The organism is Clostridium oryzae, from assembly GCF_002029235.1.
In the GTDB taxonomy this organism is placed as follows: domain Bacteria; phylum Bacillota; class Clostridia; order Clostridiales; family Clostridiaceae; genus Clostridium_AE; species Clostridium_AE oryzae.
Genome location: NZ_MZGV01000061.1, coordinates 1 through 23,945, shown reverse-complemented (window position 1 = coordinate 23,945; position 23,945 = coordinate 1). Strand labels below are relative to the sequence as shown.

The following is a 23,945-nucleotide window of genomic DNA, read 5'->3' as shown; positions in this document are numbered from 1 at the left end:
TTGAACAACTATACTCTTTTCTTATGGCAATATATTGATAAATATATCTAATATTCATGTTTATATAATTTGTGGTTACTGCATTACTTTTTTTAAACAATGTTTTCCATTCTCTGAACACCAGTGTTCTACTTCATTGATTAAAACTTCTGTATCATCTGGATACAAATTATCTATAATATTAGATAAGATCACTGCATCAACATATGAATCATCTATATTTTTTAATATATCAATACTGCCTTGTACAAAATGAAATTCTCCTTTAAGCATTTGTTCAGCTCTTTTTTTTGCACTTTCAATTCCCTTTTCTGACAAATCGATTCCTATATTATATTGGGTTCCATTTATAGCACACAAAAATAGTGCCGTCCCATTTCCACATCCAAAATCAATAATCTTTTTCGTGCCAGTGCAAATCCACTTAATTCCCTTATCAAATACTTCATTTCCAGAAGTTGACTTAGTTGGTGCATTAGGCACTTCCTTTGAAAAAATATCATTCCATTCATTTATACATTTATCATATTTATTATTCATAAAATTCTCCGAATCCATTATATTTTCCTCCAATAAATTACTATTTATATCACTCAAGCTTAAATTGAAAGTTATCAGTCATTAAAACGACTTTTTCTATGCACTTTTTAAAATTATCCAAAGTCCATTCAGGATTTTCTGTTTTCATTATTGATCTATGCATTTTTATACATATCATAAATTACATATCCTGCAATTCCTTCAAGAGAATCAGAATATGTTTCCTGAAACATCATACATTCAGGCTCCTGCATAGGCCATCCACCTGTTGGATAAATATTATACTTTGATATGGATATTTTTCGGAAAGCTCAAGCAGTTCGTCAGTTATATTATCTTTATCTAAATGTGGCTCAATTGAAAATTCAACTAATCCCAGTGCTTCATATATTTCCAGTTTATCATGGTCACAGGTTAATGAACATATAGCTGTTCTTGTCATATTTATCGAACCTGCACTCATTCCGATAATCACACCTTTTTGTTCTCTAATATATGGTATCAGTCCGTAAGATTTCAAGTAAGCAAACTGAGTAGGTGTATCACCGCCTGAGAGCCATAAGACATCCGCATTTCTAACGGTCTCTTGTGCCTTTTTTCTTGTAATTCTGCTATCTATAATATCTACGCTACCGAAAGTTATCCCGCAATTACGAAACATCTCTAAAAAGTGATTACAATACCAATCAGTTTTTTCATGTATATTTTCAAATTCGGAAGCCACAAAAACAAAGTTCATCCCCGCTTTTATATACGTATTCAATACCTTACTAAACTCATCAGAAAACCCATTAGGGAATCCACTTGTCAGTATTTTAACCATCATATATCCCTCTTTTCAAGTTGGAATTTATTTAATCCTCTCTGAAAGCTATTGCATCAACCTGAAAGTCAATTCCATCTCTAATAAACTTTGTTTCATATGCCTTTCTTGCTGGATATTTTCCTTCAAATCTTTTCCTAATTATTTCTCCTAAAAACGATAAATCTTTAATATCTCTAAATAAGCAATCCATTTGTACTACAGATTTCAATGTCAAGCCTATCTTTTCAAGTCTTTCATCCAAAACATCAAATGCACCATTTATTTGGTTTTCGATTGATTGTCCCTCACCCTTCATGCAATAGCTAATATAAACATAATCCCCTGCCTCAACAATCGCAGAGTGTGCCCATTCTTTGTCTATTTCTGTTCTTATAATTCCTCTCATTCTACATTCTCCTTGTATTTTATTTTCGTTATAAATTAAAATTTATCGCTTTTATACCGAGAATAGTATTCTTCCCATTATAATTTCATCGCGATATGTCCCATCTTTAAGCTTAAATGCATTTTTTGTATTTCCCCAAACTTCAAAACCATGCTTTTTATATAAGGCAACTGCTTTTTTATTATCTGAAAATACTCCAAGCTCAATTTGTTCATACCCAATTTGTTGGGCTTGTTCAATTATTTCTTTAATAAGTGCATTTCCTATACCATTATTCCAATATTTTTCCTTTATAGAAATACCAAACACCGCTCTATGTTTAAGCTTAATATGGTTTCTTACACAACTAATGCCTGCATTACCTGCAAGTTCATTATTAACAAATGCTGCAATCATCATGTTTTGACTGCTATTTAAATTATCTTTAATAATCTCTATTTCTTTATCAATAGTAATATTAATTTCTTCAGCATATCTAACCATAAAATGTGTCTCTTCTGATGTCATTTTCAAATATTCAATCATTTTTTCTGCATCATTCTCATTCGGACTTCTTAAAGTACAAGCTGTCCCATCTTTTAATTTTATTTCCTTTTCTCTAAATCTCATTAAAATCCTCCTTCAAATTACTATTTATCCGAACTTAATCTATCTTAATTATAGTTACCGGAATACCTAACTTTCTAATCATCACTTTATCTGTTCTTAATCTTTCTTGGCAGAAAGAAACTACCCCTTCCTTGCCTGTCAAGTTATGGTTTCTACCATAATTTGTATTGCTAATTCCAATTAGCAATTTCATCAATCCAATCTTTTCTTGATTTATCAGGTGCTTTTCTTTCACCTGCTGCTTTTATTATTATTTTTTCAACATTAGTAGGCTCAATATAAACAATACATGGATTCAAGCATTTTACAGTGTCTAATAAATTACTAAGATATATCAAGATTTCCTCGTCACTTTTTTCATATATTAGTTCCTCTTTGCTAATAGTCCTTTCTGAAGTTTCCCACATGCCGAACACTTAGATAAAAAACTAGCATATTCTTCTTTATTTAAATAGGCATTCCATGCCATATCTGCTGGATGAGACATTCCTTCTTCGTAAAGTATTACATTTTTTCCCTCTGATATTAATTTCTCTTTTATTTTTCTTGCTATAGTAGTCTTACCTTCACCAGGTATCCCTTCTACCAATATAAGTTTATTTTCCATTGTTCTCTCCCTAAATAACTATTATTGTGTATTAATAAAATAATCTTTAATTCTCATTTATTATATTAGGATAATTATATCATATTTCACATACCTTCCCATGCCGTAAGATATGGTCTAATACAAAACCATCAGAAATTATTCATATTAGTACTTGTATTGCTAACTAAAAACACCACAGAATCCATTTTTGAATAATGCGGTGTCCTAGAAAAGTATTCAATTTTATTACTTGTTCGTTAAATAAGAAGTTAACGAACCAACTTAACGTTATATAATGCTTATTAGCGGATGTATTACTCCTTTTTAGTCAACCATTAAGAGCCACTTAAACCCAAATTTGTCTTTTAATTCACTCATACAGGTCGCAAAGTCTGGCTTATGAGGTGCTTTTATAACGGTACCGCCTTCTTTTAAAATATCAAATACTTTCTCGACATCTGCAACTGTGTCAAATACCACAGTTAGGAATAATGAATCTACTTGAATTTCCTCTTGTTCTGTGCCTCCATCAGATAACCTAATACTTTGTTTGCCGATTCGGGCTTCGGTATGGTATATATGGTTTGTTTATTCATCTTTTCCCTACCAATCAACTTCTAGGTTAAAGGGCCTTTTTATACAATGCAATCGCCTCCTCACAGCGACCGCCGCAATGCAATGTTGGTATAACAATCAAAATCTTCACCTCCCCAAAAATAAATTATATCCAGTTCACAATTTCTTACAATTGCACCTTAGGCTTAGGATAATTATAACAGATATCACACGCTTAACCATGTCATTTTAGCAAATTACATCGAAACAGATTACGGAGCACCTCACTATTCAATTTTCAAAGACATTGTTCATACTTTCAAATTCAAGAGTTAGTTCACAGTTTCCTTGAAATGCGAAATAAAAGCACCCCAAAATCCATCTCTGAATAGTGTGGTGCCTTATGAAAAAATTTAATTTTATTGTTCGTTCATTAAATTTGAAGTTTGCGAACTAATCTTTAGTTGCAAATTGAACAATCTGTTTTTCACCACGCTTTTCGATATACTTATAAAACTGCAGCCCTATCTTCCTAGCAACTTTTTGTGATGGAATATTTCTCACTGTACAATATGAAAATATCTTAGGATAATTCAAAATTTCAAATGCATACTTCTTACATGCAAGGGCAGCTTCAGTGGCAAATCCCTTATTACAATATTCTTTAATAATATGAAAACCAATTTCTGGTACAATCTCATCGACTATATTTTGCATTGTTATGCCACAATCTCCAATAAACACATCGCCTTCTTTTAATATTACAGCCCATAGTCCGTGTTTATATTTTTTATAGTTTTCAATATTCCATTGAATCCACTCTTCTACCTTTTTTTCACTAAACGGATCGAGAGAGTATTGCATAGATTCAGGATCAGAAAGTACTTTCATTAATTCCTTTGTGTCATCAATTTGCAATTCCCTCAGATACAATCTTTCTGTCTCAATAATTTTCTTTTTCAATAAAATCACTCTCCAAATATACCTAGCTATTAGTATAAAGACGTCTCTATCCAGAAATATTATATCATCAGTCATGAATAATACTAAATGTTGTATAAAATGGTATCAATCTCTCTTGTAGTTTGTTATTGACTGTTATCAAAATTTCTAATACATATTTACATTTACCTATTATTTCTTGTATATTTGATAATTTTAAGTTATAATAGAATTAATAAGCAAGTAGTAACACTGAGAAAATTTTTAACCTTTTATTATATATCTATTTTTATAGATTGTAAATAAAAATTTAATAATTGATGAATGTATGGGGAAGTTTTAAAAACTTCCTTCTTTAATTTTCAAGATTTTTAAAAATTGCGAACTAAAAGCACCCCAAAATCCATTCCTGAATAGTGCGGTGCTTATGAAAATATTTGATTTTATTGCTTATTCTTTAAATAAGAACATTACAAATCAAGAGAAAATTTGTAACCGTAAAAAAATAGACACCTACCAATAAGAAAGCACTATTGCTAAGATTACAGATAGAAAGAAATAGGAGGAAATCTGTAATGGAAGCAAAGAATAATGAAAAAATCTGGCATGAATATATTGAAAACTTTTCTTCGTACAAAGGAACAGTAACAGATTACTGCAAAGAAAACAGTATCAGTAAGAATCAGTACTATTATTATCTGAAAAAATTTAAAAAGATGAAAACAGCTATATTTCATGCTATAGAGCTAAACGATAAGCCATCTACTCTTATTGAGAGTAAAAATGCTAATAAGGAAATTAAGTCTATAAAAATTGAACTAGGCAAAGCTAAAATCTATATTCCATCTGAGAATCCCACTTTAATAACATCTGTGATTAAGGAACTGCTTAGGTCATGCTAAATATTGATAAAGTAGATACAGTGTACTTAGCATGTGGTAGCACAGATTTAAGAAAAAGCATAGATGGACTAGCACTTATTGTTCGAATGGAACTTAAGCTCAACCCTTTAGATAAAGCTTTGTTGGTATTTTGCAATAAACAGATGGATAAATTAAAAATACTGCATTTCGATGAGGGGTTCTGGTTATATTATTACCGTTTAGAGAAAAGCCGATTTAAATGGCCAATGACTAGGAAAGAAGCTCTTAAGGTTAACATAGAAGAATTGCGCTGGGTGTTAAAAGGATATGAGGTAAGAACCGTTTCAAAATTCAAGCGAATCCAAGAAAAAAACTACTACTAGTACTATCTTAAAAAACCTTGAAAGCCTTTAAAAATCAAGGGTTTTGTGGTATAATATACCAATAGAATAAAGAGGAGTACATAAGATGGATAGCATGAATTTTGAAGAACAGTTAGACGAAAAAACTAAAAAGATAATTTCTGATATGGAAAATGAAATTCAGACAAGAGATAAAGAGATAGAATCAAAGGATCAAGAAATTAAAGAACTTAAAAATCAACTTGACTATTTAAAGAATCAAGTTCTTAATAAAAACAGAAAGATATTTGGGAAATCTAGTGAGCAGGTAGATTCTAATCAAATATCTATTTTTAATGAAGCCGAGCAATATTCTGATCCCAAGGCTGAAGATCCAACCATAGAAAAAATAACATATAAAAGAAAAAAGACGACTGGCTATGTTGGAGAAAAAGATAATCTAGCTAATTTAAAAAGAGTAGTTATTGAACATGAATTAGACGAAGCTGAAGCTATTTGCGATAAATGTGGAGAAAAATTAGTGGTTATTGGCTCTAAATCTAAGGAAGTTATAAAGTATAAACTAGCAGAGCTGTACATAGAAGAACATAGAACTTATAGCTATGCCTGCAAATTCTGTGAAGAAAAAGAGGAAGCAGCTAATATAATATCCACTAAAGCACCTAACAGTTTGTTACACAAGAGTATGGCATCAAACGAGTTACTAAGCCATGTCATCTGTCTAAAATATCAATATGCTCTGCAGCTATACAGGCAGGAAACCTATTTTGATATGCTTGGAGCTAATATTTCAAGACAAACGATGTCTAACTGGGTGATAGGGGCAGCTGAAGAGTTCCAAATCATTTATGACATAATGAAGGAAAAACTTTTAGAAAATAACTATGCGCAAGCTGATGAATTATGCAAAGCTTTGCATAATTCGTCTTATGAAGAGCAATATATTATGTAAAGTATTAAGAAAGATGCCCTATTTTATTGACATCCTTCCCAATACTACTCAACATAATATTTATATATTCTTTTTGAGCCAATCTAGAAGTGTTTGTTTCTCTTTATCAGAAAATTTATTAACTATTCCATCGATGTTAAAAGCAGCTTCTTCTAAGAATTTACGCTTGATTTCAGGATTTGATTTTGCATAAATCTCAGTAGTTGTGACAGATGAATGACCAAGAAAATCTCTAATATATATTAGATTAACACCGCTTTCAAGAAGGTGCATAGCTTTTGAATGCCTTAAAACATGAGGATGTATTTTAGGACCAAACAATTCGGGGTGTTGCTTTTTTGCAATATCCGTATTTTTTTGTAGAATATAAGACACACCAGATCGAGTTAATGGTTCTCCATGTTTATTTGTAAATAAAAACTGCTGTGATCCAGTAATCTTATACTTAGCAGTGTAAGCACTAATGATAGCAGCAACATTTGAACTAATAGGAATTATTCTTACTTTCCTCCCTTTACCAATAACAGTAATTGTAGCAGGTTTTTTAAGAGATATATTACCAAACTGGATGTCAATAATTTCTTGTACCCTGCATCCTGACTCATAAAGAAGTGATAATAATGCTAAATCACGAATACCATCATGAGTATCAGAAGTCGGTTGCTTCAAAAGTAATGACACAGCATCTACTGTTAAATAATCAACAGTTTTAGAAGTACCTTTTTTAAGTTTAATATCTAAAATCTGTTGAAATGTGTTAATGTATTCGATTAAGTTCGAGGATGCATACTTACTAAACGACTTTAATGCCGCAAGTCGCTGATTTCTAGTGGAAACACTTGCATTTCTATCTGTTTCTAGCCATTCGAGAAATTGAAGTATATTTTCTTTGTTAAATATATCAATGACAATACGTCCACGTGGGCATAAATGATGCTCATCAGCAAATTTAAACAATAACACAAATGTGTCTCTATATGATTTAACAGTATTTTCAGAATAACCGACTATATTGGGAAGATAATTTGTAAAAAAGGATGTAATAGAAATTACTAATGATGACTTCATCGTTATACCTCCGGGAATATATTGTCTGCTTGAATTTGCGTATAATGCAAAACGTTTATAAAATAGTGTTTTGTAAGACGAAGATAGTATTCTGTTGATTCAATACCTTTGTGCCCCATATATATACTAAGTGCTGGCAAAGAACAATAAGGATCTAAGCCCTCATCAATAGAATGTTCCAATGAATGTACAGCAAAAGTATGCCTTAAATCGTGTATTCTGGGATATTTTGCTGTTGGTAATATAGGGATTTTTGCTTGAATCATAAGTTTTCTGAAAGTGTTGCGTATGGTTATGGGAGAATAGCACTCACCTTTGAGAGATGGGAAAAAGTACTCGTTCCCAGTTCTATCAACCCGAGAGTTATACTTTTTTAAGTAAGCAGTAAGTGAATCAGACATTGGCACCATATGTGACACATTATTTTTTCCATTATGAAAAGTGATTATCCCTTCGTAAAGATCAACATCTTCTGCCTTTAAATTCACAGTTTCTCCTATACGTGAACCACAACCATAAAGAAGACGTAATATAGCAGGGTATACATGAGGAGTATTAATAAATTTGTTTTTGTTTGGTCCAATTTTGTCAGCAGAATCAAATATTCTATATATTTCTTCTTTTGAGAATATATACGGCGTGAAATCTTTTGGACACTGAATTAGTGTGGATGGAAATATATAAGGATCATATCCTATCCTCTTTAAGAAGAGACCATATTGGCGAACATAAGATTGATTAGCATGAATGGTTCTTGGACGCGCAGAATTAAATTGATTCAGATACCCATTCACTAATTCTTTAGTGAGATTTGCAACATCATGATTACTGGAATTATTATAGATATAGTTAAGAAGAAAATTACATTTCTTTTGATCATCATATCCAAACTTGAAGCCGAGCGAATGCTTATAAGAAATGTATTCTTCAGCTATATCTCTGTATTGCTCAGGAAAAATATAATCAGTTTTTATTTTCATCAGGAACCTCCAGTGCGAAATGTTTTAAGGTTTTAAAATCGATATTTAGATATATATTGGTTGTATTTAGATTTGTATGGCCTAAGACTTCTTTTATTACATGCATTGGCGTGTTATTCTTTAGCAGATTGCTTGCCAACGAATGTCTTAAAGCATGTGGTCCATGTTTACGTTTGGATATGTCTAGATTGGCTATTTTGAAATATTTTGATACGATGACATGCATCTGGCTAGAAGATATCATTCCATAGTTATTTTTAATACCTACAAACAGTAGCTGGGAGCTACATGCAGGTCTAGCAGAACGGAGATAATCTATCAGGACAAACTTTATATTTTCGAGCAATGGAAGTTGATGAAACACACCAGTTTTATATTGAGTAAACTCAATAGTATTGCGCTCCCAATGAATATTAGAAAGTTTTAAGCGGCATATATCTCCAGAACGAATACCTAATTCAGCAGCCAAAAGGACAACAATAAGATCGCGCTTGCCTTTAGGCGTAGTATTATCGATACATGAAACTAATTTTTTAACTTCATCTTCTGTGTAAAAAGATAGTATTCGATCCTTTTTGTTTGTTACAATCACAGGAAAAAGTTCGTTTCCTGAATAGAGAATAATTTTTTCGTGGTAAAGGAAGTTAAAGAAGTGACGCAGAATAAAAGTTTTTCCACTTTTGGTGGCTGTAGAAAACATAGAAATGCTTTCCATGAAGTCAGCTACATGTCTGTGCTTACATTGCTTAAATGAACTAACTCCATTATCACCAAGATAATTGCATAGTGATGTAACAGTAACTTTTTTGGAGCGCATGGTATCATGTGCCAAGTCATTAAATTCATCAAGATTAGTATATTTCTCTATAATGTTTTTGTATTGCCAATAGTGTAAAATAATTTTTGAATTTTTTGACATAAACAAATTCTCCTTTTAAGAAGAATATCGAATATATATTATGTAGAGTTTATAGATTGTAAAAGAATTGAATAATATAGATAGTTGGCAATTACTTTACATAATAATCATCTTTTCATAAGATGAATTATGCAAAGCTTTGCATAATTCGTCAGCTTGGGCATAGTTACTTTCTAAAAGCTTTTCTTTCATTATGTCATAAACGATTTGAAACTCTTCAGCAGCTCCTATCACCCAGTTAGACATCGTTTGTCTTGAAATATTTGCTCCAAGCATATCAAAATAGGTTTCCTGCCTATATAACGACAGCGCATATTGGTATTTTAAGCATATAACATGGCTTAGTAGCTCGTTTGATGCCATACTCTTATGCAGAAAACTATTAGGTGCTTTAGTTGACACTATATTAGCCTTATCTTCATTTTTCTCACAGGCTTTACAAGCATAGCTATAGGTTATATGTTCTTCTATGTACAGCTCTGCTGGCTTGAACTTCAATACTTCCTTCGATTTAGAGCCTATAACCACTAATTGCTCACCACATTTATCACAAACAGCTTCATTCTCGTCTAATTTATGTTCAATAACTACCCTTTTCAGATTAGCTAGATTATCTTTCTTTCCAACATAACCAGCTGTTTTCTTTCTTTTATATGTTATTTCTTCTATGGTTGGTTCTTCAGTTTTAGGATCTGAATACTGTTCAGCCTCGTTAAAAATTGATAACTGATTAGCATCTAATTGCTCACTAGACTTTCCAAATATCTTTCTGTTTTTATTCAGAACTTGATTCTTCAAATAGTCAATTTGATTTTTAAGTTCCTTAATTTCCTGATCCTTTGATTCAATCTCTTTATCTCTTGTCTGAATCTTATTTTCCATATCAGAAATTATTTTTCTAGTTTTTTCATCTAACTGCTCTTCAAAATTCATGCTATCCATCCCATGTACTCATCTTTATTTTATGTGTATATTATACCATAAAACCCTTGATTTTTAAAGGCTTTCAAGGGTTTTTGAGATAGTACTAGTAGTAGTTTTTTTCTTGTATTGGCTTAAATTTTGAAACAGTTCTTACTTCATATCCTTTTAATAACCATCGTAGTTCTTCTATGTCAACCTTAAGGGCTTCTTCTTTAGTCAAAGGCCATTTAAACCGACTTTTCTCTAAACGGTAATAATATAACCAAAACCCTTCATCGAAATGCAGTATTTTTAATTTGTCCATATGCTTATTGCAGAATACAAACAGTGCTTTATCTAAAGGATTGAGCTTAAGTTCTGTTCTCACAATAAGAGCTAAGCCATCTATACTTTTTCTCAAATCTGTACTGCCAGTTGCCAAATAGACCGTATTTACCTTATCTATATTTAACATGTTGCAATCAATTCCTTAATAAGCTCGGATAACATACCAGCATTTTCACTTGGAATTATTATTGTTGCTTTTCCTATCTCTATTCTTATAGTATCTGATGCCTTAGAATCTTCGACATTTTCAGTTATACTTTTATCTTTTTCTATGGTTACTGCATGAAATATTGAACTATTCTTTTTTTCAAGTTTTCTTTTATAATAGTAGAACTTATCTTTGCTTATATTATTTGCTTTGCAAAAACCTGTTATTGTCCCTTTATAGCCATTAAATTTTTCTAATATTTCTTTCCATTTGCTATACTGAGAATCATTCTGAATTTAGTTAACCCCCTTGTTTGCTAGTTAATATCTGTTATTTTATCAAACTTCATATTAACTTACATAGGCGTTAATTTTTTTACGGTTACATTTCATCTTGTCCATATTTTTAGCTGAAGTTTATTATCTAAGGAAGTTATTACAATTCGCCGATATGCCTTGCAATAACTTGGCTAAGAGACTTAAGAAGGCAAGAATGCAATTCAAGGAAACAAATGAAGAAATATAAGTTTCCTTGTGCTTCTGATTTCTTTATCCACATCCATATGTCATTTCTCCTTAAATATAGTTAAAATGATATATACAGGGTATTTTAAAAGTAGTACTTTTGTTTATTCAGTAACTAGCGCATAAGCAGAAATTTTACGAATGCGATATGTGATCAGCAGCGATGTTAAATAAGATACAATTACTAAAACGACTCCAAACATAGCAATCCAGAGCGGGGTGATAATATAGTTTGCTTTCATTACCCCCATTGATTGCTCCGCTAAAGACATAATCGAATTTGTTTGCGTAATTCCGATTACGCTCCCTAAAATCACTCCTGATATAACAGGCGGCAGAAAGCCGAGCGACAGTTGATTCATCAATTGGAAAGTTGTATAACCAATTGCCTTCTGTATCCCCAACTCACGTTTTTTACGTATCACGGAAGAATTGATTATAAAATATAGGACAAGTATAACGACTAAAATAGTAATAACCAGTATTAAAATGCCTACCTTCGAAACAACTGATGTATAAAGGCCCATACCCTGTTGCAGTTGTTTATCCACATTCATCGTTGACAGAATTGATTTGTCATATAAATTTTCAAGGTTCTTTATAAAATCTTTGGACTTTACACCTCTTTTTAAATAAATCTGCAGGCTTTGCTGTTTAAAAGCCGGATTAATTCTCAAAATGCCGTCCATTCTCAACGAAACATTCAAGCCACCCATACTTGTTCCTTGTGTTAATCCTGTAATAAGATAATCATCCTGTTTGTCACCGATTCCTAATGTTACACTATCTCCTATTTTTTTATGAAGCATCGTTGCAAAGTGACCGGATATCGCAACTTCATTGCTATGAAGCGGATATCTGCCCTTATAGATCGTGTTTGTTTCTTTTTGGCTAAAATCATCCATGACATAAGCAATTGATGCATTGTTATTAATTTTAAGAGTCGTCTGATCAATATATTGAACCTTTCTGACATCCTTTAAATGGTCAATCTTTTTAACTAATTCTGTGTTATCAACAGCAGGATTCAGCATAGCTATAACATTTGATATCTCTACTCCGGGGGTTTCTGCAAATGTCCTCGTATCTATTACCGTATTATAAAATATTACAACAGCAAACGTCCCTGCAAATGAAACAGCAACCAATATAACCGCTATCATTACGGTTTGTTTCATATTCTGAAACATCGATTTAAAAGCGAGAACCACTGATAAGCTGCCTTTTGATTTGTGAAGTGGAAAATAATTTTTACGGAAACTATGCGTTGTAATTCCGCCCCTCAATGCGACAATTGGGCTAAGATGATTGATACGTCCTGCCGTTATAAATGACACAATAACGACCACCAATAGAATTGAGATTAACGAAATACAGCTGATTGCCGGATCAAAACCTTGAACCCACAGAAGTCCTGATTGATGTGCAAAAACATCGGAAAGCAACGGTGTTGATAAATAAGATAAGGCAATTCCGATAATGCTTCCGGCCAGGGCAATAATAGAGAACTGTAAAGCCACAGAGAGAATAATCTGCCTGCTGATGTATCCCATTGCCTTTAATGACCCTATTTTTATCATATCATCTTCGATGCTGTTCCCAATTCTGAATCTTACAACGAGCATGCATACTAACGCTATTATAACAGCGAAAGCCACCATCATTACGGCTACTATTGTTGCTATCATTGTACGGGAGGATCTGATTGTTGACAAATCAAAGCTGAAAAAACCTTTTGTGTAGTCGATCTGCAGCACTGCAGAATCTGCGTTAATCAGTTTCCTTATTCCTGTTTCTACATTTTTATTCTTTTCTTTCAAATTTGCAAAAACAACGGTAGTCTTATATTTATCTCCTAATTGATCTTTTACCTTTTCGTACGTTTCACGCGGTAAATAGGCTCCTACAATAGCCGTATCCACCGAGCTGAAGAATACATCTTCAGTGAAACCTTTGATGGTAAACGTAATTTCAGTGTTATCTTCAAATTTCATTTTAATTTTATCATTTAATTTATAACCGCCATCGACACTAAGTGCATAGGGTAAATAGATTGACATGGAGTCAGTTGGAAGATGAGCACCAACAAACTTCCACTTTGATAAATCTCGGTTTTGACTCGCATCATTGAATAGGAAAGACAGGTGACGAGTATCATGATTATAAGGGACAGTAACCTCAGCCCCAAGCGTCTCCTCTGACTGTGTTTTTTAAACATCGTGATTGTTTTTAATATACTGGTCAACCTCGTTTGTATATAACCGGCTTGGCATAAAATAGTATACATCCGCCGTATTAAGTTCTTTGGTAATTTTGCCGAAATAGCTGCCAAAATTCATGAATATAAGCAGCCCGGCATTCAAAAGAATGGCTGTAATGAGAAACATCAGAAGCAGCGAAACGGAATGGCCTTTTGTCTTTCTTATATTTGCATAACTAAGCATCAGAATTTTATTCATTCTTACCACCCCATTTCGGTCAGAAAATTCTTGAGCTTTTCATGACGCTCTCTATCACCGCTCACATATTTGCCTAAATCGCAGACACCATCAATAACACCATCACGCATATATAAAATCCGATTGCCCCTTCTGGCGGATTTTATGTCATGTGTCACCATAATCACACTCTGGCCCTGATTATTAAATTCAGACAGTACATCCAATACCGCTGTGCCTGACGCAGAGTTTAGAGCACCAGTGGGCTCATCAGCAAAAACAACTTTCGGCTGGTTTATCAATGCACGCACAATTGCGGCTCGCTGGGCCTCACCGCCGGATAACTGGGAAGGGAACTTTCTCCATATCGTTTCGGTCAGGCCGACCTGTGTAAGCAGTTCTATTGCCTTTGACGTGATTTTCTTTTTATTTCCGCTTACAAGCAATCCTCCGGCAAGTATGTTGTCAAGGATGCTCATATTATCAAGTAAAAACATCTGCTGGAATACAAAACCGCAATTAATTCTGCGAAAAACCGCCAGTTTATCATTTGACAGCTTCGCAATCTCATTATCAAAAAACTTGATTGATCCAAGCGTTGGCTTGTCCATACCAGACAGAGCATATAAAAGCGTAGATTTACCCGCACCGGATGAACCCATTATAACGGTGAAATCACCTTCATAAATTTCGATATCGAGGTTTTTCAGCACATGCTGCTGAACGCCTCCGTTTGAAAATGTTTTGCAAAGTTTTTTTGTTGTAATAATTATATTGCTCATTTATATGCCTCCAAAAAAAATAAGTCTGTAAAAAGCTTTCTGCAAAAGCAGAGATGTTATTATTTACAGACTTATTATAGCTCTTAAAACCTTAACCGGTCTTTAATCAATTCTTAACCAATCCTTAAATATCTCTAAGCTATTAATATTCTTATTGCAACAGCGAAGCCATCTTCTTCGTTTTTGCAATCTATATCCCCGGACATTTTTTTGATCAAGAACTTTGAAATGTATAATCCCAGCCCCGTCCCGCTCTTGCCCTTTGCATTCCTCGCCTGATAGAACTTATTAAACAGAAGCGGAATTTCTTCCGCTTCAACACCTGAACCGTAATCCTTAAACTTAATTTCCAGGTATTTACTGTTAATAGATGCAGAAAAACTTATGGATGTCCCTGCGTATTTATATGAGTTGCTTATTATATTATCGATCACCTGCATTAGTCTCAATTTATCTGCCAGCACAATGCATTCGGGAATGAGCGATAAATTTACCCTGCAATTATAATCAGAATTTTTTATCATATTATTTAGTTCTAAGCTTGAAAACTCTGTTATAGTTACGCTAAGCTCCTGTAATTCTTCTAAAGTAGCGTTAAACATATTAGTAATGAGCGTATTTATCTGATCGGCCTTTGAATAAATTACTCCCAGCTGCCTTTTGGTTTCTTCATTATCGGACTTTATAATCATAATCTCAGAAACTGCCTCTATGGATGCCACAGGTGTCTTAATATCATGGCTGAGGGACGCAACCAGTTCTTTTTTACTTTGATTTGCCAATCTTTCATTTTCGCGTGCTTTGGCAAGTTCTTCTCTCATGATGTCAAAGCTCTCGGTAAATGCACCAAATAGATTGTCCTGATCCATTTCAAGCGGTATATCCAGCTTACCTTGGGCTACATTTTGCGCGAAAACCTGCAACTTACAAAATGGCCTAAAAACTCTTCTGTTCAGATACAACGCATAACTAATACAGAGAAGTGATAGGAAAATTACCATAACGACAAAAAAGCCGAACTGACTATCATGATATTTTTTCCACAATCGATTTGTATTGTTATATATAATCAGCTTGCCAAGCACCTGATTGCTTCGCGTGATATCTACAATGGTATCCCGGTTTTGGATAGCCGAATTAATCGTCTCATTTAAACCTCTTCTTGTAGCTCTTAACATTTTCCCCTTATTATCAGCAACGATATAATCCATATGATACTTCGAACCTGGCAAATCTATTGTTTTTAAATGATCCCATTGTTCCGCCAGCGTTTGAGAAATATCATTCACATCGACCATATCAAGCCTGGATTGCGGTGTTTCACGAAAAGCAAGAAAAGTAATACTTAAACTGATAAGCAAAGCTAAAATAATGACGGTCATAATCTTTTTAATATTCATTCTGATCACCTAATCCAATTGAAATACATAGCCTGTACCCCATACTGTCTTAATAAACCTGGGTTCATTAGTATTGTCCTCGATTTTTTCTCTGAGCCTTCGTATATGTACATTTAATGTTCCATCGCCGGTGATTGAGTCACCCCATACCTTTTGAAACAGTTCTTCTTTCGAAATAGTACGATTTTTATTTTGAATTAGATAAACTAGCAGTTTAAATTCCATTGCCTTTAATTTAATCTCACCATTTACGCCCATCAGTTTTTCCATATTAAGATCTATCCTATAGCTTCCAAAACTTAAGATATTGGAATTGCCCCTATACCTTTTTAGTACAGCTCTAACCTTTGCCAAAAGAATGCTCAGTGGATATGGTTTCTGAATATAGTCATCTCCGCCTATGTTCAGCGCTAACAGTATATCATCATTGCTAGTTCTTGCACTTATAAACAGGATCGGTATATCCGTCGTACTTCTGAGTTCTTTACAGATTTTAAACCCTGAAGTCTCACTTAAATTGATATCCAAAAGGATGATATCCGTTTTATTCTGGGCTAAAAAATCAAAGCATGCATTTTCATCTGCTGCCCAAAACGTTTTTATTCCAAACATATTAAAATATTCACAGGTACTTTGAGATAATGCTTCCTCATCATCAACAATTAAGCAATCATACTTAGACATGTCTTCCTCCCTCGCTAGCACCCCAGAGGTGCAAATTTAACCAATTTACTAATATTTCCTGATTGAATGTATTGAATATTTTCTTGAATTTTTTCATATGACCAGTCCCACCACTTAATTTTTAGCAATTTAGAAATTACATCATCACTAAACCTTTTCTTTATAATTTTTGCAGGTGTGCCTCCAACAATAGTATAAGGTGGAACATCATTAGTTACTATTGCTCTGGTTCCAATAATTGCACCATCACCAATTTTCACACCTGACATAATTATAGCGTCATAACCTATCCACACATCATTTCCAATTACAATGTCTCCCTTATTATCCCAAGCATCTGTTATATGGCTGACGTTTAAACCCCATTCCTCATAAAATATTGGAAATGTATAAGTAGATAGTGATTCCAGTGTATGATTTCCACTTGTCATGAGAAACTTAGCTTTACATGCAATTGAACAAAACTTCCCAATTATTAATTTATCATTGTTTACAGGATACTGATATAATACATTATTTTTTTCAAAATCCCTTGGGTCATTATCGTAATCATTATATATTGTATAATCCCCAACTTTTATATTATCTCTTGTAATTACATTTTTAAGATATATTGTTTGACAATCGTTACTTCTTGGATATACTTTATTTGTATTTGGAATAGTCATGTTTAAATCTCTCCTTTATATTATGCTAATCTTCTGACTATTCCATTATTACAATACATTTCTTCATAGAATCACTCCATCTATAATCTTTATTTTTTAATTCATGCTCTATTATTCTACTTTCAGGAACATATTTCTACTTATGTCGCATTTATTTACTCGTAAAATTTTCAAAATACTAATTAAAACACAGTAAAATTTACTTCTGGATTAATACGATATCCTGGTTCCTTGACTTTATTTTCTATCTACAATTTCACCATTACTTTTCAAAATACTCTTCTCTGGAATATAACCTCTTACAGAACTTAATGGATAAACAATACTATCTTTTCCTATTATCGTCCCTGGGTTTAAAACTGAGTTACATCCTACTTCAGCTGAATCGCCTACAATTGCACCAAATTTCCTTAACCCAGTTTCAACAATATCAGTACCACATTTTACTTTTACTAATGTTCCATCAGACTTTAAATTGGAGGTTATTGCACCTGCCCCCAAATGGGCTTTATACCCTAATATTGAATCACCAACATAATTGTAATGGGGAACCTGCACTTTATTAAAGAGGATTGAATTTTTAATTTCAGTTGAGTTTCCAATTACAACATCATTACCAATGATAACATTATCTCTAATGTAAGCAGAATGCCTGATTTCGCAATTGTAACCGATAACCGCTGGACCGTTTATAAGAACACTTTTTTCTATAGTAGTGCCTTTGCCAACCCATACAAATTCCTTTATTCTTTCAAAATCGCTTGGCAGATTTTTTGCGTATTCAAAAATAAAATCCTTAATTTCTGTGAGAGCTTCCCAAGGATACTTAACCCCTTCAAATACAGCTCTTGCATCTAATTCTTCAATGTTTAATAGTTCGTTTACAGAAACTTTCAATATAACCCTCCTCTGATTTATTCCGTCATCTAATACTATTGTGAACTGAACATCAATTGTTTTATTTCACCTCGTAATGGAGTTCGACAAATTGATTGAATCGCCTTATCCCATTTAACTTTAGTTCTAGCTCAAAATCACTTTTTTTAAATAAAGATATTCCATGACCTATTAGTGTAGGTGATATAGTAATAATAAATTCGTCAACTAACCTTTCTTTAATAAAAGAATTTAGAAGAACACCACCGCCAACAAGCCATATGTTTCCTCCATCCAGTCTTTTGATTTCATTTGTAAATTCCACTACATCTCGATTTATAAATTCTACATCTTCATTCTTACCGCTTTCTGATTTAGAAAATACATAACACTTTTTATTCTTATAAGGAAATTTGCCTTTCTCTTTTTCTATAATCCAATCATAGGTTCTTCTTCCAATTAGAATAGTATCAACTGTGTTGTAAAATTCAGAATATCCATTGTCTCCTTCACCTTCAACTTTAAATAACCATTCTAAAGAGTCATCTTCTGTTGCTATATAACCATCTAAACTTGTTGCAATATATAAAACTAATTTTCTTTTACTCAACATACATAAACCTCCACATTTTAAAAATTATATCTGATTTAAAAAATAATTAGTGAACAATAATTTGCAATTATGAGCCCACTCAATTGCAAATTGTGTCTATTCGTAGGCGATTAATTATAAAAAGTAAATCCTACATGTCCTTCTTCTAAAGATCCTAAGACATGAAAATCACTATTTGTATATTCATCAATTACTGCTCTCCAGAATTTTTGAGCCGGAATATTTTTTGACCATTGAGAAACTTCCCAACCACCTTTGTGCATGTCAAAAACTTTCATTGAAGCAATTTTACCAACTCCAAGTCTACGATATTTTTGCATAATAAAAAACTCTGCTATATTATGTGGATTTAACAATTCATTATACTCACAACAACTACGTACAAGCACAAAGCCTGCTATTTTTCCGTTTACTCTTATAAGGTATGGATATCTACCTTCTTCATTCCAGTAGTCATCAATGCGTGGATATCCAAAATAGCCATATTCATTTATATCATCATCTGAATACAATGAAAAATCATACATATAAAGTTCCATTAATTGAATTAATACAGATTTCTGCTCAACTAACATAGGTTCAACAGTAATATTCACTGCTGTCAACTCCTTTTTTGCGTATAGCACATTACATAATACTCTACAATTAGCCATTGCTTATAGGATAATTATAACATATATTACATACTCAACCACTGCAAAATTCAATTTTCAAAGACCATTATTCATACTTTTATACTTAAGAGTTAGTTCACAAAATTTTATTTTGCGTAATAAATAATGGTCATGTTATCCTGGGAAATTTCTTCTTTTCCAGTTTTTTACATTATATACTACCTAATGTTAACTGTCACTATATATCTAAACATTATCTTCATCTCCGACTTTAACATATTTTATTGCAAATTAAAAACGCCTCAGAATCCATTTATGAATAGTGAAGCATTCCATAATTCAGCATATATAAGTTAAGTTTACGTATAGAAACTCTATACTTAGCTGCATAGCCGGTATAATTAATCATTACCAAAACGACTTATTTTCTTTAGCACTTCCTTAACTACTTTTGCCATTTGCTCATATTTTGTATTGTCAACAAGTCTAAAGTATAAACTTTTTAAGAAGAGAGTAACATTAAATTCAATAAATAAATCATCAGGAAGTATACCTGTTTTTTCTATGTTGCCAAAGCTTCTAATCCATTCTTCAATTTCTCCTACTGGAATTATATCTCTTCCTAAAACTTCCTTAACAACCGATATCATACGCTCATCCTCGTTATTAATATAAGCGTAATAATTTATGTTAACTTTTTTATATATTGAATCTAATATATCTTTCAATTCTTCATATTCTATTATTGGGCATTGTGCAAGCTCCATCAAGGCATCAGCACCATGGGCAGCTCCATGAGCCCAGCTTTTACCTTCTACAAAGCCTCTTACATCCTTGTCCTCATTATAATATTTCAAAACTGCATTAAAAGCCTTTAAAATATCACTATCAGAGAAAGGATTCCTATGCTTATAGATTACACAGGCAGCAACTTCAACGGAAAAAGTCCTGCAAAAAACCATATCATCAAATTTTCCCAATCCATTAAAAATATACTTTTCGTCTAATGCAGTCATAAATATGTCATGTGCTTCCTCAGGCGTAAGAACATCCTGCATTATCCATTCTACAAGAACATCAAAAACCAAGTCATTACGCAGCTCATCATCAATATCCCCTATGTAGTCCATCAACTCTAAGGATAATTTATATGGATTTACCCCATCTGGCACTGCATATTTACTATCTTTTATATTTCTTAATAGTGTCTTTAACTCTTGTTTTTCCATACACTTCCACAACCTCTTAACATTTTTTGTTTCTCTTTTTCCACCATAACCTCCATGTCTTTATACTTGAACAATTCTTTATCCTGCATCAGCTGAAAACTTTCCATAAGATCATCTTCAATATAAGGTCTGATTATCAGTCTTTGTGTTTCGAGACGCATATCTTTTATCATAATTTTTCTTCTCCTCTAATGTATTATCATATTTATTTAAATCCTTATATAAAGACTATCATTAGTTCCATAAGTACCTCAACCTTAAACATTTTTCTGAAACAGAAATGCGCCATTTTATCAAAATTTAATTAAAAAGAAAAACAAGATTGCTTTTTTACAACCTTGTTTCATTTTATTGTATTGCTATAAATAATTATTTTAATCTAATTTACATATTGCCATTCGCCTATATATCATCTAAAAACTTTTACTACATTTACACTTAATGTTAGGATAGTTATACATAAAAACACAAAAGCCTTCTAATAGCACTGTTACTTGGAAATTAATCATTCAGACAAATCTGTTCTAAGAAAGGGTAACTTATATAAAAAGTGATGCTCATATTTTTCCCAATTGTTCCGTTGGACGAAGGCAGTTACAGCTTTTGATAGGTTTTTTGCTGCATTTTCATTTAGTAAGGTTCCTACTTTTTTGTCTGCCAGTCGCGGATAGCCTAAGTGGCCACATTTATCCATCGCTGCAAGAACTTTTTCCGCAGAAATCATCTCTTTTGCCTCAATATAAGTATCTGGCAATTCTTTGTAGTCCTTTCCTACGAGAGTACTGTCTATATCAAGCATATTCGAGGTCTCAATCCACCCCGCATGAAAATCATTTGGGTATTGCTCAGTCATACTTTTTATCTCTTCGGGTTCGCTTGTATCAATCCCCAATTCTTGAGCTGAGAATAATGCCCCCATAGGCGAAAAGGCACATACACCAAATCTTTTGTTAATTTCAGAGCAAGCTTCTTCAACAGCAATCAAATGCGTTGGATCAGCGTGTGATGCAATAATGACAATATTATTTATTTTCCAGGTCACAATGTTTTCCAATAGTTCGCAAACAATATTTCGAACTGTACGCTGTTTGAAGTATATATTCCCATAAAAACCTACAGCACCTGCGCATGCAATCGGGAACGCAGGGAGATATAAGAAATTGAAGTCAGGTAACTTCTTGCGTAAAATGGAAATTGTGTCATTTCTCCAACGCTCACCTTCATAGATATCAGTTCCTAAAGGTAGATGCCGGCTGTGCTCCTCAATTGGAGCTATTGTTACGAACAATACCGTTTTTTCTTTATCAAGAGCCTCAATTTCTACCCATGTCATCTCCATTACATTTTTAATGATAGTCATGAAAATCCACCCCTTTATTTTATTTAATTTGCTGAACAGGATAATATACTTCGGTTTCAAAACTCGTTGGGTTAAATGCTGCCTGCTTTGCAGTTAGATATTTCTCCATCGGAGCACCATTTATCTTATAACCATTACCCTTTATCCAATCAATAACTGCGGCATGTGCCTTTCCAACATTGCTAAAGCCTCCAGTATGCAATGTCCTTGCATAAGTATTTCGTTCAATGATCTTTGTAGAAAAGCCTTCAGCTTTGACATTTTTATTTACTGGGACACATACTTCAATATCCCAATCGCTGCTCTGAGAATCCAAATCGTCATCATGGAAAATAAGCATGTGAGAATCCAAAGCTTCAAGTGAAAAACTGCAAATCTGTTCATATACCTTTCCAATAAGCATTCCCACATCCTGTATATTTACTTTTTTCCTGCAGGAGACAACAACCATCTCATCAATTTCAACCAAATCAACACTATAGTGAGACGTGTTATTAAAAATTGCTTCATCCTCATTTAAGTCATTGAGCTTTCCCCGCAGCCTTTCCTTCACGCTGTTAGCTTCTTTTATCTCCATATCCAATTCAGCCAGCCTTTTTGAGAAGCATTCCTTCAAATAACTGCTGCTTCTATTCTCTTTGATTTTCTTGATTTCATTCAATGAGAAACCGAAGGATTTCAATTCATTTATTAGAATAATCTCATCTACCTGAGTCTGCGAATAATACTTATATTGATTGTTTACATCAATACGCTCTGGTTTTAAAAGCCCCATTTCATCATAAATCCTTAATGCCTTGATTGTCGTTTTTCCTATCAACGCAAATTGACCCCTTGTATACATGGTAACACCTCCAAAAATTTCATACATTTCACATCTAGAGTATAATTCCTGTCCTAGAGGCAATGTCAAATACTTTTTTGACTTTATAATTATAGATAACTTAAGAATTTAAATCCAGCAGCATATTTACTTACAATTAAACTGTTTAAATTATAATATTCTACGATTGCATGAAAATTTTAGGATAATTATAACATATCTTGCATACATTATCATGGTATTGTAAACAAATTGCATTCGAGAGATGGATTTTAACACCACACTATTCAATTTTAAAAACCATATTAAGAAATTATACCCACGAGAACAAGGAGCTGCTTTACTGTCAGCTCCTTGTTACATCATCACCAGTTAGTTATACATAAACGTAAACATACTCAGATTTGATCTACATTAAAAAATTCTCCGCGCTTTTATCTTTCCATAAAACTATCATATATTTCTTGTATAGCTTTTTCAAAATCATCTGTTTCGACTCCCACTATAATGCTTATTTCTGACGACCCCTGATTTATCAGCCTGATATTTATCTGCTGCTTGGCAAGGGCTGCACCTAGCACCCCAGAGGTGCAAATTTTGTGAAGATAGACTCCAATCAGTAAGTATATCATAGAAGCAGCAGCTTTCAGCGGTTTTAAGTAGTAGCCATATTTCTTTAAACTTAAGCTTCGAATTCAGAAACTCCGAAAAATTCATAACCTCAGTATTCATGTTAAGTATTTCCATAAGTCTACTACTCAGCAGTCCTGAAAATCGTTTTTTCTTACAAGCTTTTTCAACCTTGCTGCAGGCACTAGTTAAAATATCTTCACTATCAAGACAATTCTCAGAATCATTGACGTAGTCAAAAACACTTTCACCTTCTTTCACGTTTCTACTGATAAATTCAATAAGATTGGTATCTGCTTTGTTGTACTTTATAAT

The 23,945-nt window shown here is 32.9% G+C and carries 29 protein-coding genes and 1 pseudogene; 3 read left to right on the top strand and 27 right to left on the bottom strand.

Features of this window, described 5'->3' with window-relative positions; genetic code table 11:
• Positions 1-75 precede the first annotated feature (75 nt).
• From CLORY_RS18590 to CLORY_RS18560, 7 genes are all read right to left on the bottom strand, one after another.
• A complete protein-coding gene (locus CLORY_RS18590; RefSeq protein WP_079427292.1) occupies positions 76-558 on the bottom strand; it encodes a class I SAM-dependent methyltransferase in 483 nt (160 codons plus the stop codon).
• A gap of 214 nt (positions 559-772) precedes the next feature.
• Complete coding sequence (locus CLORY_RS18580; RefSeq protein ID WP_079427290.1) at positions 773-1,366, bottom strand: Type 1 glutamine amidotransferase-like domain-containing protein; 594 nt, start codon at positions 1,364-1,366, stop codon at positions 773-775.
• 28 nt (positions 1,367-1,394) lie between these two features.
• Complete coding sequence (locus tag CLORY_RS18575; RefSeq protein WP_079427288.1) at positions 1,395-1,751, bottom strand: RidA family protein; 357 nt, start codon at positions 1,749-1,751, stop codon at positions 1,395-1,397.
• Between the two features lie 51 nt (positions 1,752-1,802).
• Positions 1,803-2,360 (bottom strand): GNAT family N-acetyltransferase, encoded by a 558-nt coding sequence (locus CLORY_RS18570; protein WP_079427286.1) that lies wholly within the window; start codon positions 2,358-2,360, stop codon positions 1,803-1,805.
• Between the two features lie 170 nt (positions 2,361-2,530).
• Positions 2,531-2,698, bottom strand: coding sequence for a hypothetical protein (locus tag CLORY_RS23410; RefSeq protein WP_169911682.1), 168 nt, complete (start codon positions 2,696-2,698; stop codon positions 2,531-2,533).
• Positions 2,699-2,724: 26 nt separating this feature from the next.
• Positions 2,725-2,967, bottom strand: coding sequence for a P-loop NTPase family protein (locus CLORY_RS18565; protein WP_079427284.1), 243 nt, complete (start codon positions 2,965-2,967; stop codon positions 2,725-2,727).
• Positions 2,968-3,957: 990 nt separating this feature from the next.
• The gene (locus tag CLORY_RS18560; RefSeq protein ID WP_207652238.1) at positions 3,958-4,467 is read right to left on the bottom strand and encodes a GNAT family N-acetyltransferase; all 510 of its coding nucleotides are present in this window, start codon (positions 4,465-4,467) and stop codon (positions 3,958-3,960) included.
• A 554-nt stretch (positions 4,468-5,021) separates the two neighbouring features.
• Here CLORY_RS18560 and tnpA (CLORY_RS18555) point away from each other — a divergent pair.
• The 3 genes from tnpA (CLORY_RS18555) (at position 5,022) to CLORY_RS18545 (ending at position 6,623) form a co-directional block, all read left to right on the top strand.
• Positions 5,022-5,348, top strand: a complete 327-nt coding sequence (tnpA, locus tag CLORY_RS18555) for an IS66 family insertion sequence element accessory protein TnpA (RefSeq protein ID WP_079427279.1) — start codon at positions 5,022-5,024, stop codon at positions 5,346-5,348.
• On the top strand, positions 5,342-5,692 hold the full coding sequence (tnpB, locus tag CLORY_RS18550; protein ID WP_079427277.1) for an IS66 family insertion sequence element accessory protein TnpB: 351 nt from the start codon (positions 5,342-5,344) through the stop codon (positions 5,690-5,692). The genes tnpA (CLORY_RS18555) and tnpB (CLORY_RS18550) overlap by 7 nt, the downstream gene beginning before the upstream one ends.
• 85 nt (positions 5,693-5,777) lie before the next feature.
• Entirely contained in the window at positions 5,778-6,623 is an 846-nt protein-coding gene (locus CLORY_RS18545) for an IS66 family transposase (protein WP_079427275.1), read from the top strand.
• A gap of 60 nt (positions 6,624-6,683) precedes the next feature.
• Here the strand turns inward: CLORY_RS18545 and CLORY_RS18540 are convergent, their stop codons facing one another.
• The 20 genes and pseudogenes from CLORY_RS18540 to CLORY_RS24265 all read right to left on the bottom strand — a co-directional run.
• Positions 6,684-7,691: a site-specific integrase gene (locus tag CLORY_RS18540; RefSeq protein ID WP_079427273.1), complete on the bottom strand. Its 1,008-nt coding sequence runs from the start codon at positions 7,689-7,691 to the stop codon at positions 6,684-6,686.
• A 2-nt stretch (positions 7,692-7,693) separates the two neighbouring features.
• Positions 7,694-8,671 (bottom strand): tyrosine-type recombinase/integrase, encoded by a 978-nt coding sequence (locus tag CLORY_RS18535; protein ID WP_079427271.1) that lies wholly within the window; start codon positions 8,669-8,671, stop codon positions 7,694-7,696.
• The gene (locus tag CLORY_RS18530) at positions 8,655-9,590 is read right to left on the bottom strand and encodes a site-specific integrase (protein ID WP_079427269.1); all 936 of its coding nucleotides are present in this window, start codon (positions 9,588-9,590) and stop codon (positions 8,655-8,657) included. The genes CLORY_RS18535 and CLORY_RS18530 overlap by 17 nt, the downstream gene beginning before the upstream one ends.
• Before the next feature lie 96 nt (positions 9,591-9,686).
• Positions 9,687-10,523 (bottom strand): IS66 family transposase, encoded by an 837-nt coding sequence (locus tag CLORY_RS18525; RefSeq protein ID WP_242954452.1) that lies wholly within the window; start codon positions 10,521-10,523, stop codon positions 9,687-9,689.
• Positions 10,524-10,617: 94 nt separating this feature from the next.
• A complete protein-coding gene (gene tnpB, locus CLORY_RS18520; RefSeq protein ID WP_079427264.1) occupies positions 10,618-10,968 on the bottom strand; it encodes an IS66 family insertion sequence element accessory protein TnpB in 351 nt (116 codons plus the stop codon).
• Entirely contained in the window at positions 10,962-11,285 is a 324-nt protein-coding gene (tnpA, locus tag CLORY_RS24270) for an IS66 family insertion sequence element accessory protein TnpA (RefSeq protein WP_423236530.1), read from the bottom strand. The genes tnpB (CLORY_RS18520) and tnpA (CLORY_RS24270) overlap by 7 nt, the downstream gene beginning before the upstream one ends.
• Before the next feature lie 332 nt (positions 11,286-11,617).
• Entirely contained in the window at positions 11,618-13,507 is a 1,890-nt protein-coding gene (locus tag CLORY_RS18515; RefSeq protein ID WP_169911681.1) for an ABC transporter permease, read from the bottom strand.
• A 216-nt stretch (positions 13,508-13,723) separates the two neighbouring features.
• Complete coding sequence (locus CLORY_RS18510; RefSeq protein WP_079427260.1) at positions 13,724-13,972, bottom strand: hypothetical protein; 249 nt, start codon at positions 13,970-13,972, stop codon at positions 13,724-13,726.
• 2 nt (positions 13,973-13,974) lie between these two features.
• Positions 13,975-14,733, bottom strand: coding sequence for an ABC transporter ATP-binding protein (locus CLORY_RS18505; protein ID WP_079427258.1), 759 nt, complete (start codon positions 14,731-14,733; stop codon positions 13,975-13,977).
• A 134-nt stretch (positions 14,734-14,867) separates the two neighbouring features.
• Positions 14,868-16,115 (bottom strand): sensor histidine kinase, encoded by a 1,248-nt coding sequence (locus CLORY_RS18500; protein WP_169911680.1) that lies wholly within the window; start codon positions 16,113-16,115, stop codon positions 14,868-14,870.
• A 27-nt stretch (positions 16,116-16,142) separates the two neighbouring features.
• Positions 16,143-16,817, bottom strand: a complete 675-nt coding sequence (locus tag CLORY_RS18495; RefSeq protein ID WP_079427254.1) for a response regulator transcription factor — start codon at positions 16,815-16,817, stop codon at positions 16,143-16,145.
• 14 nt (positions 16,818-16,831) lie between these two features.
• Positions 16,832-17,485: a CatB-related O-acetyltransferase gene (locus CLORY_RS18490; protein ID WP_079427252.1), complete on the bottom strand. Its 654-nt coding sequence runs from the start codon at positions 17,483-17,485 to the stop codon at positions 16,832-16,834.
• Between the two features lie 237 nt (positions 17,486-17,722).
• Complete coding sequence (locus tag CLORY_RS18485; protein ID WP_079427250.1) at positions 17,723-18,382, bottom strand: acyltransferase; 660 nt, start codon at positions 18,380-18,382, stop codon at positions 17,723-17,725.
• A gap of 61 nt (positions 18,383-18,443) precedes the next feature.
• On the bottom strand, positions 18,444-18,974 hold the full coding sequence (locus CLORY_RS18480; protein ID WP_079427248.1) for a dihydrofolate reductase family protein: 531 nt from the start codon (positions 18,972-18,974) through the stop codon (positions 18,444-18,446).
• Between the two features lie 110 nt (positions 18,975-19,084).
• The gene (locus CLORY_RS18475) at positions 19,085-19,570 is read right to left on the bottom strand and encodes a GNAT family N-acetyltransferase (protein ID WP_139376091.1); all 486 of its coding nucleotides are present in this window, start codon (positions 19,568-19,570) and stop codon (positions 19,085-19,087) included.
• Positions 19,571-19,989: 419 nt separating this feature from the next.
• Positions 19,990-20,817 (bottom strand): DUF2785 domain-containing protein, encoded by an 828-nt coding sequence (locus CLORY_RS18470; RefSeq protein WP_079427246.1) that lies wholly within the window; start codon positions 20,815-20,817, stop codon positions 19,990-19,992.
• Positions 20,799-20,990: a GNAT family N-acetyltransferase gene (locus CLORY_RS18465; RefSeq protein WP_207652237.1), complete on the bottom strand. Its 192-nt coding sequence runs from the start codon at positions 20,988-20,990 to the stop codon at positions 20,799-20,801. Before CLORY_RS18465 ends, CLORY_RS18470 begins: the two co-directional genes overlap by 19 nt.
• A gap of 332 nt (positions 20,991-21,322) precedes the next feature.
• Positions 21,323-22,177: a creatininase family protein gene (locus CLORY_RS18460; RefSeq protein WP_079427244.1), complete on the bottom strand. Its 855-nt coding sequence runs from the start codon at positions 22,175-22,177 to the stop codon at positions 21,323-21,325.
• A 19-nt stretch (positions 22,178-22,196) separates the two neighbouring features.
• Entirely contained in the window at positions 22,197-23,021 is an 825-nt protein-coding gene (locus CLORY_RS18455) for a MerR family transcriptional regulator (protein ID WP_169911679.1), read from the bottom strand.
• 413 nt (positions 23,022-23,434) lie between these two features.
• Positions 23,435-23,551 (bottom strand): annotated as a pseudogene (locus CLORY_RS24265) (ACT domain-containing protein); the annotation flags it as partial.
• Positions 23,552-23,945: the final 394 nt, after the last annotated feature.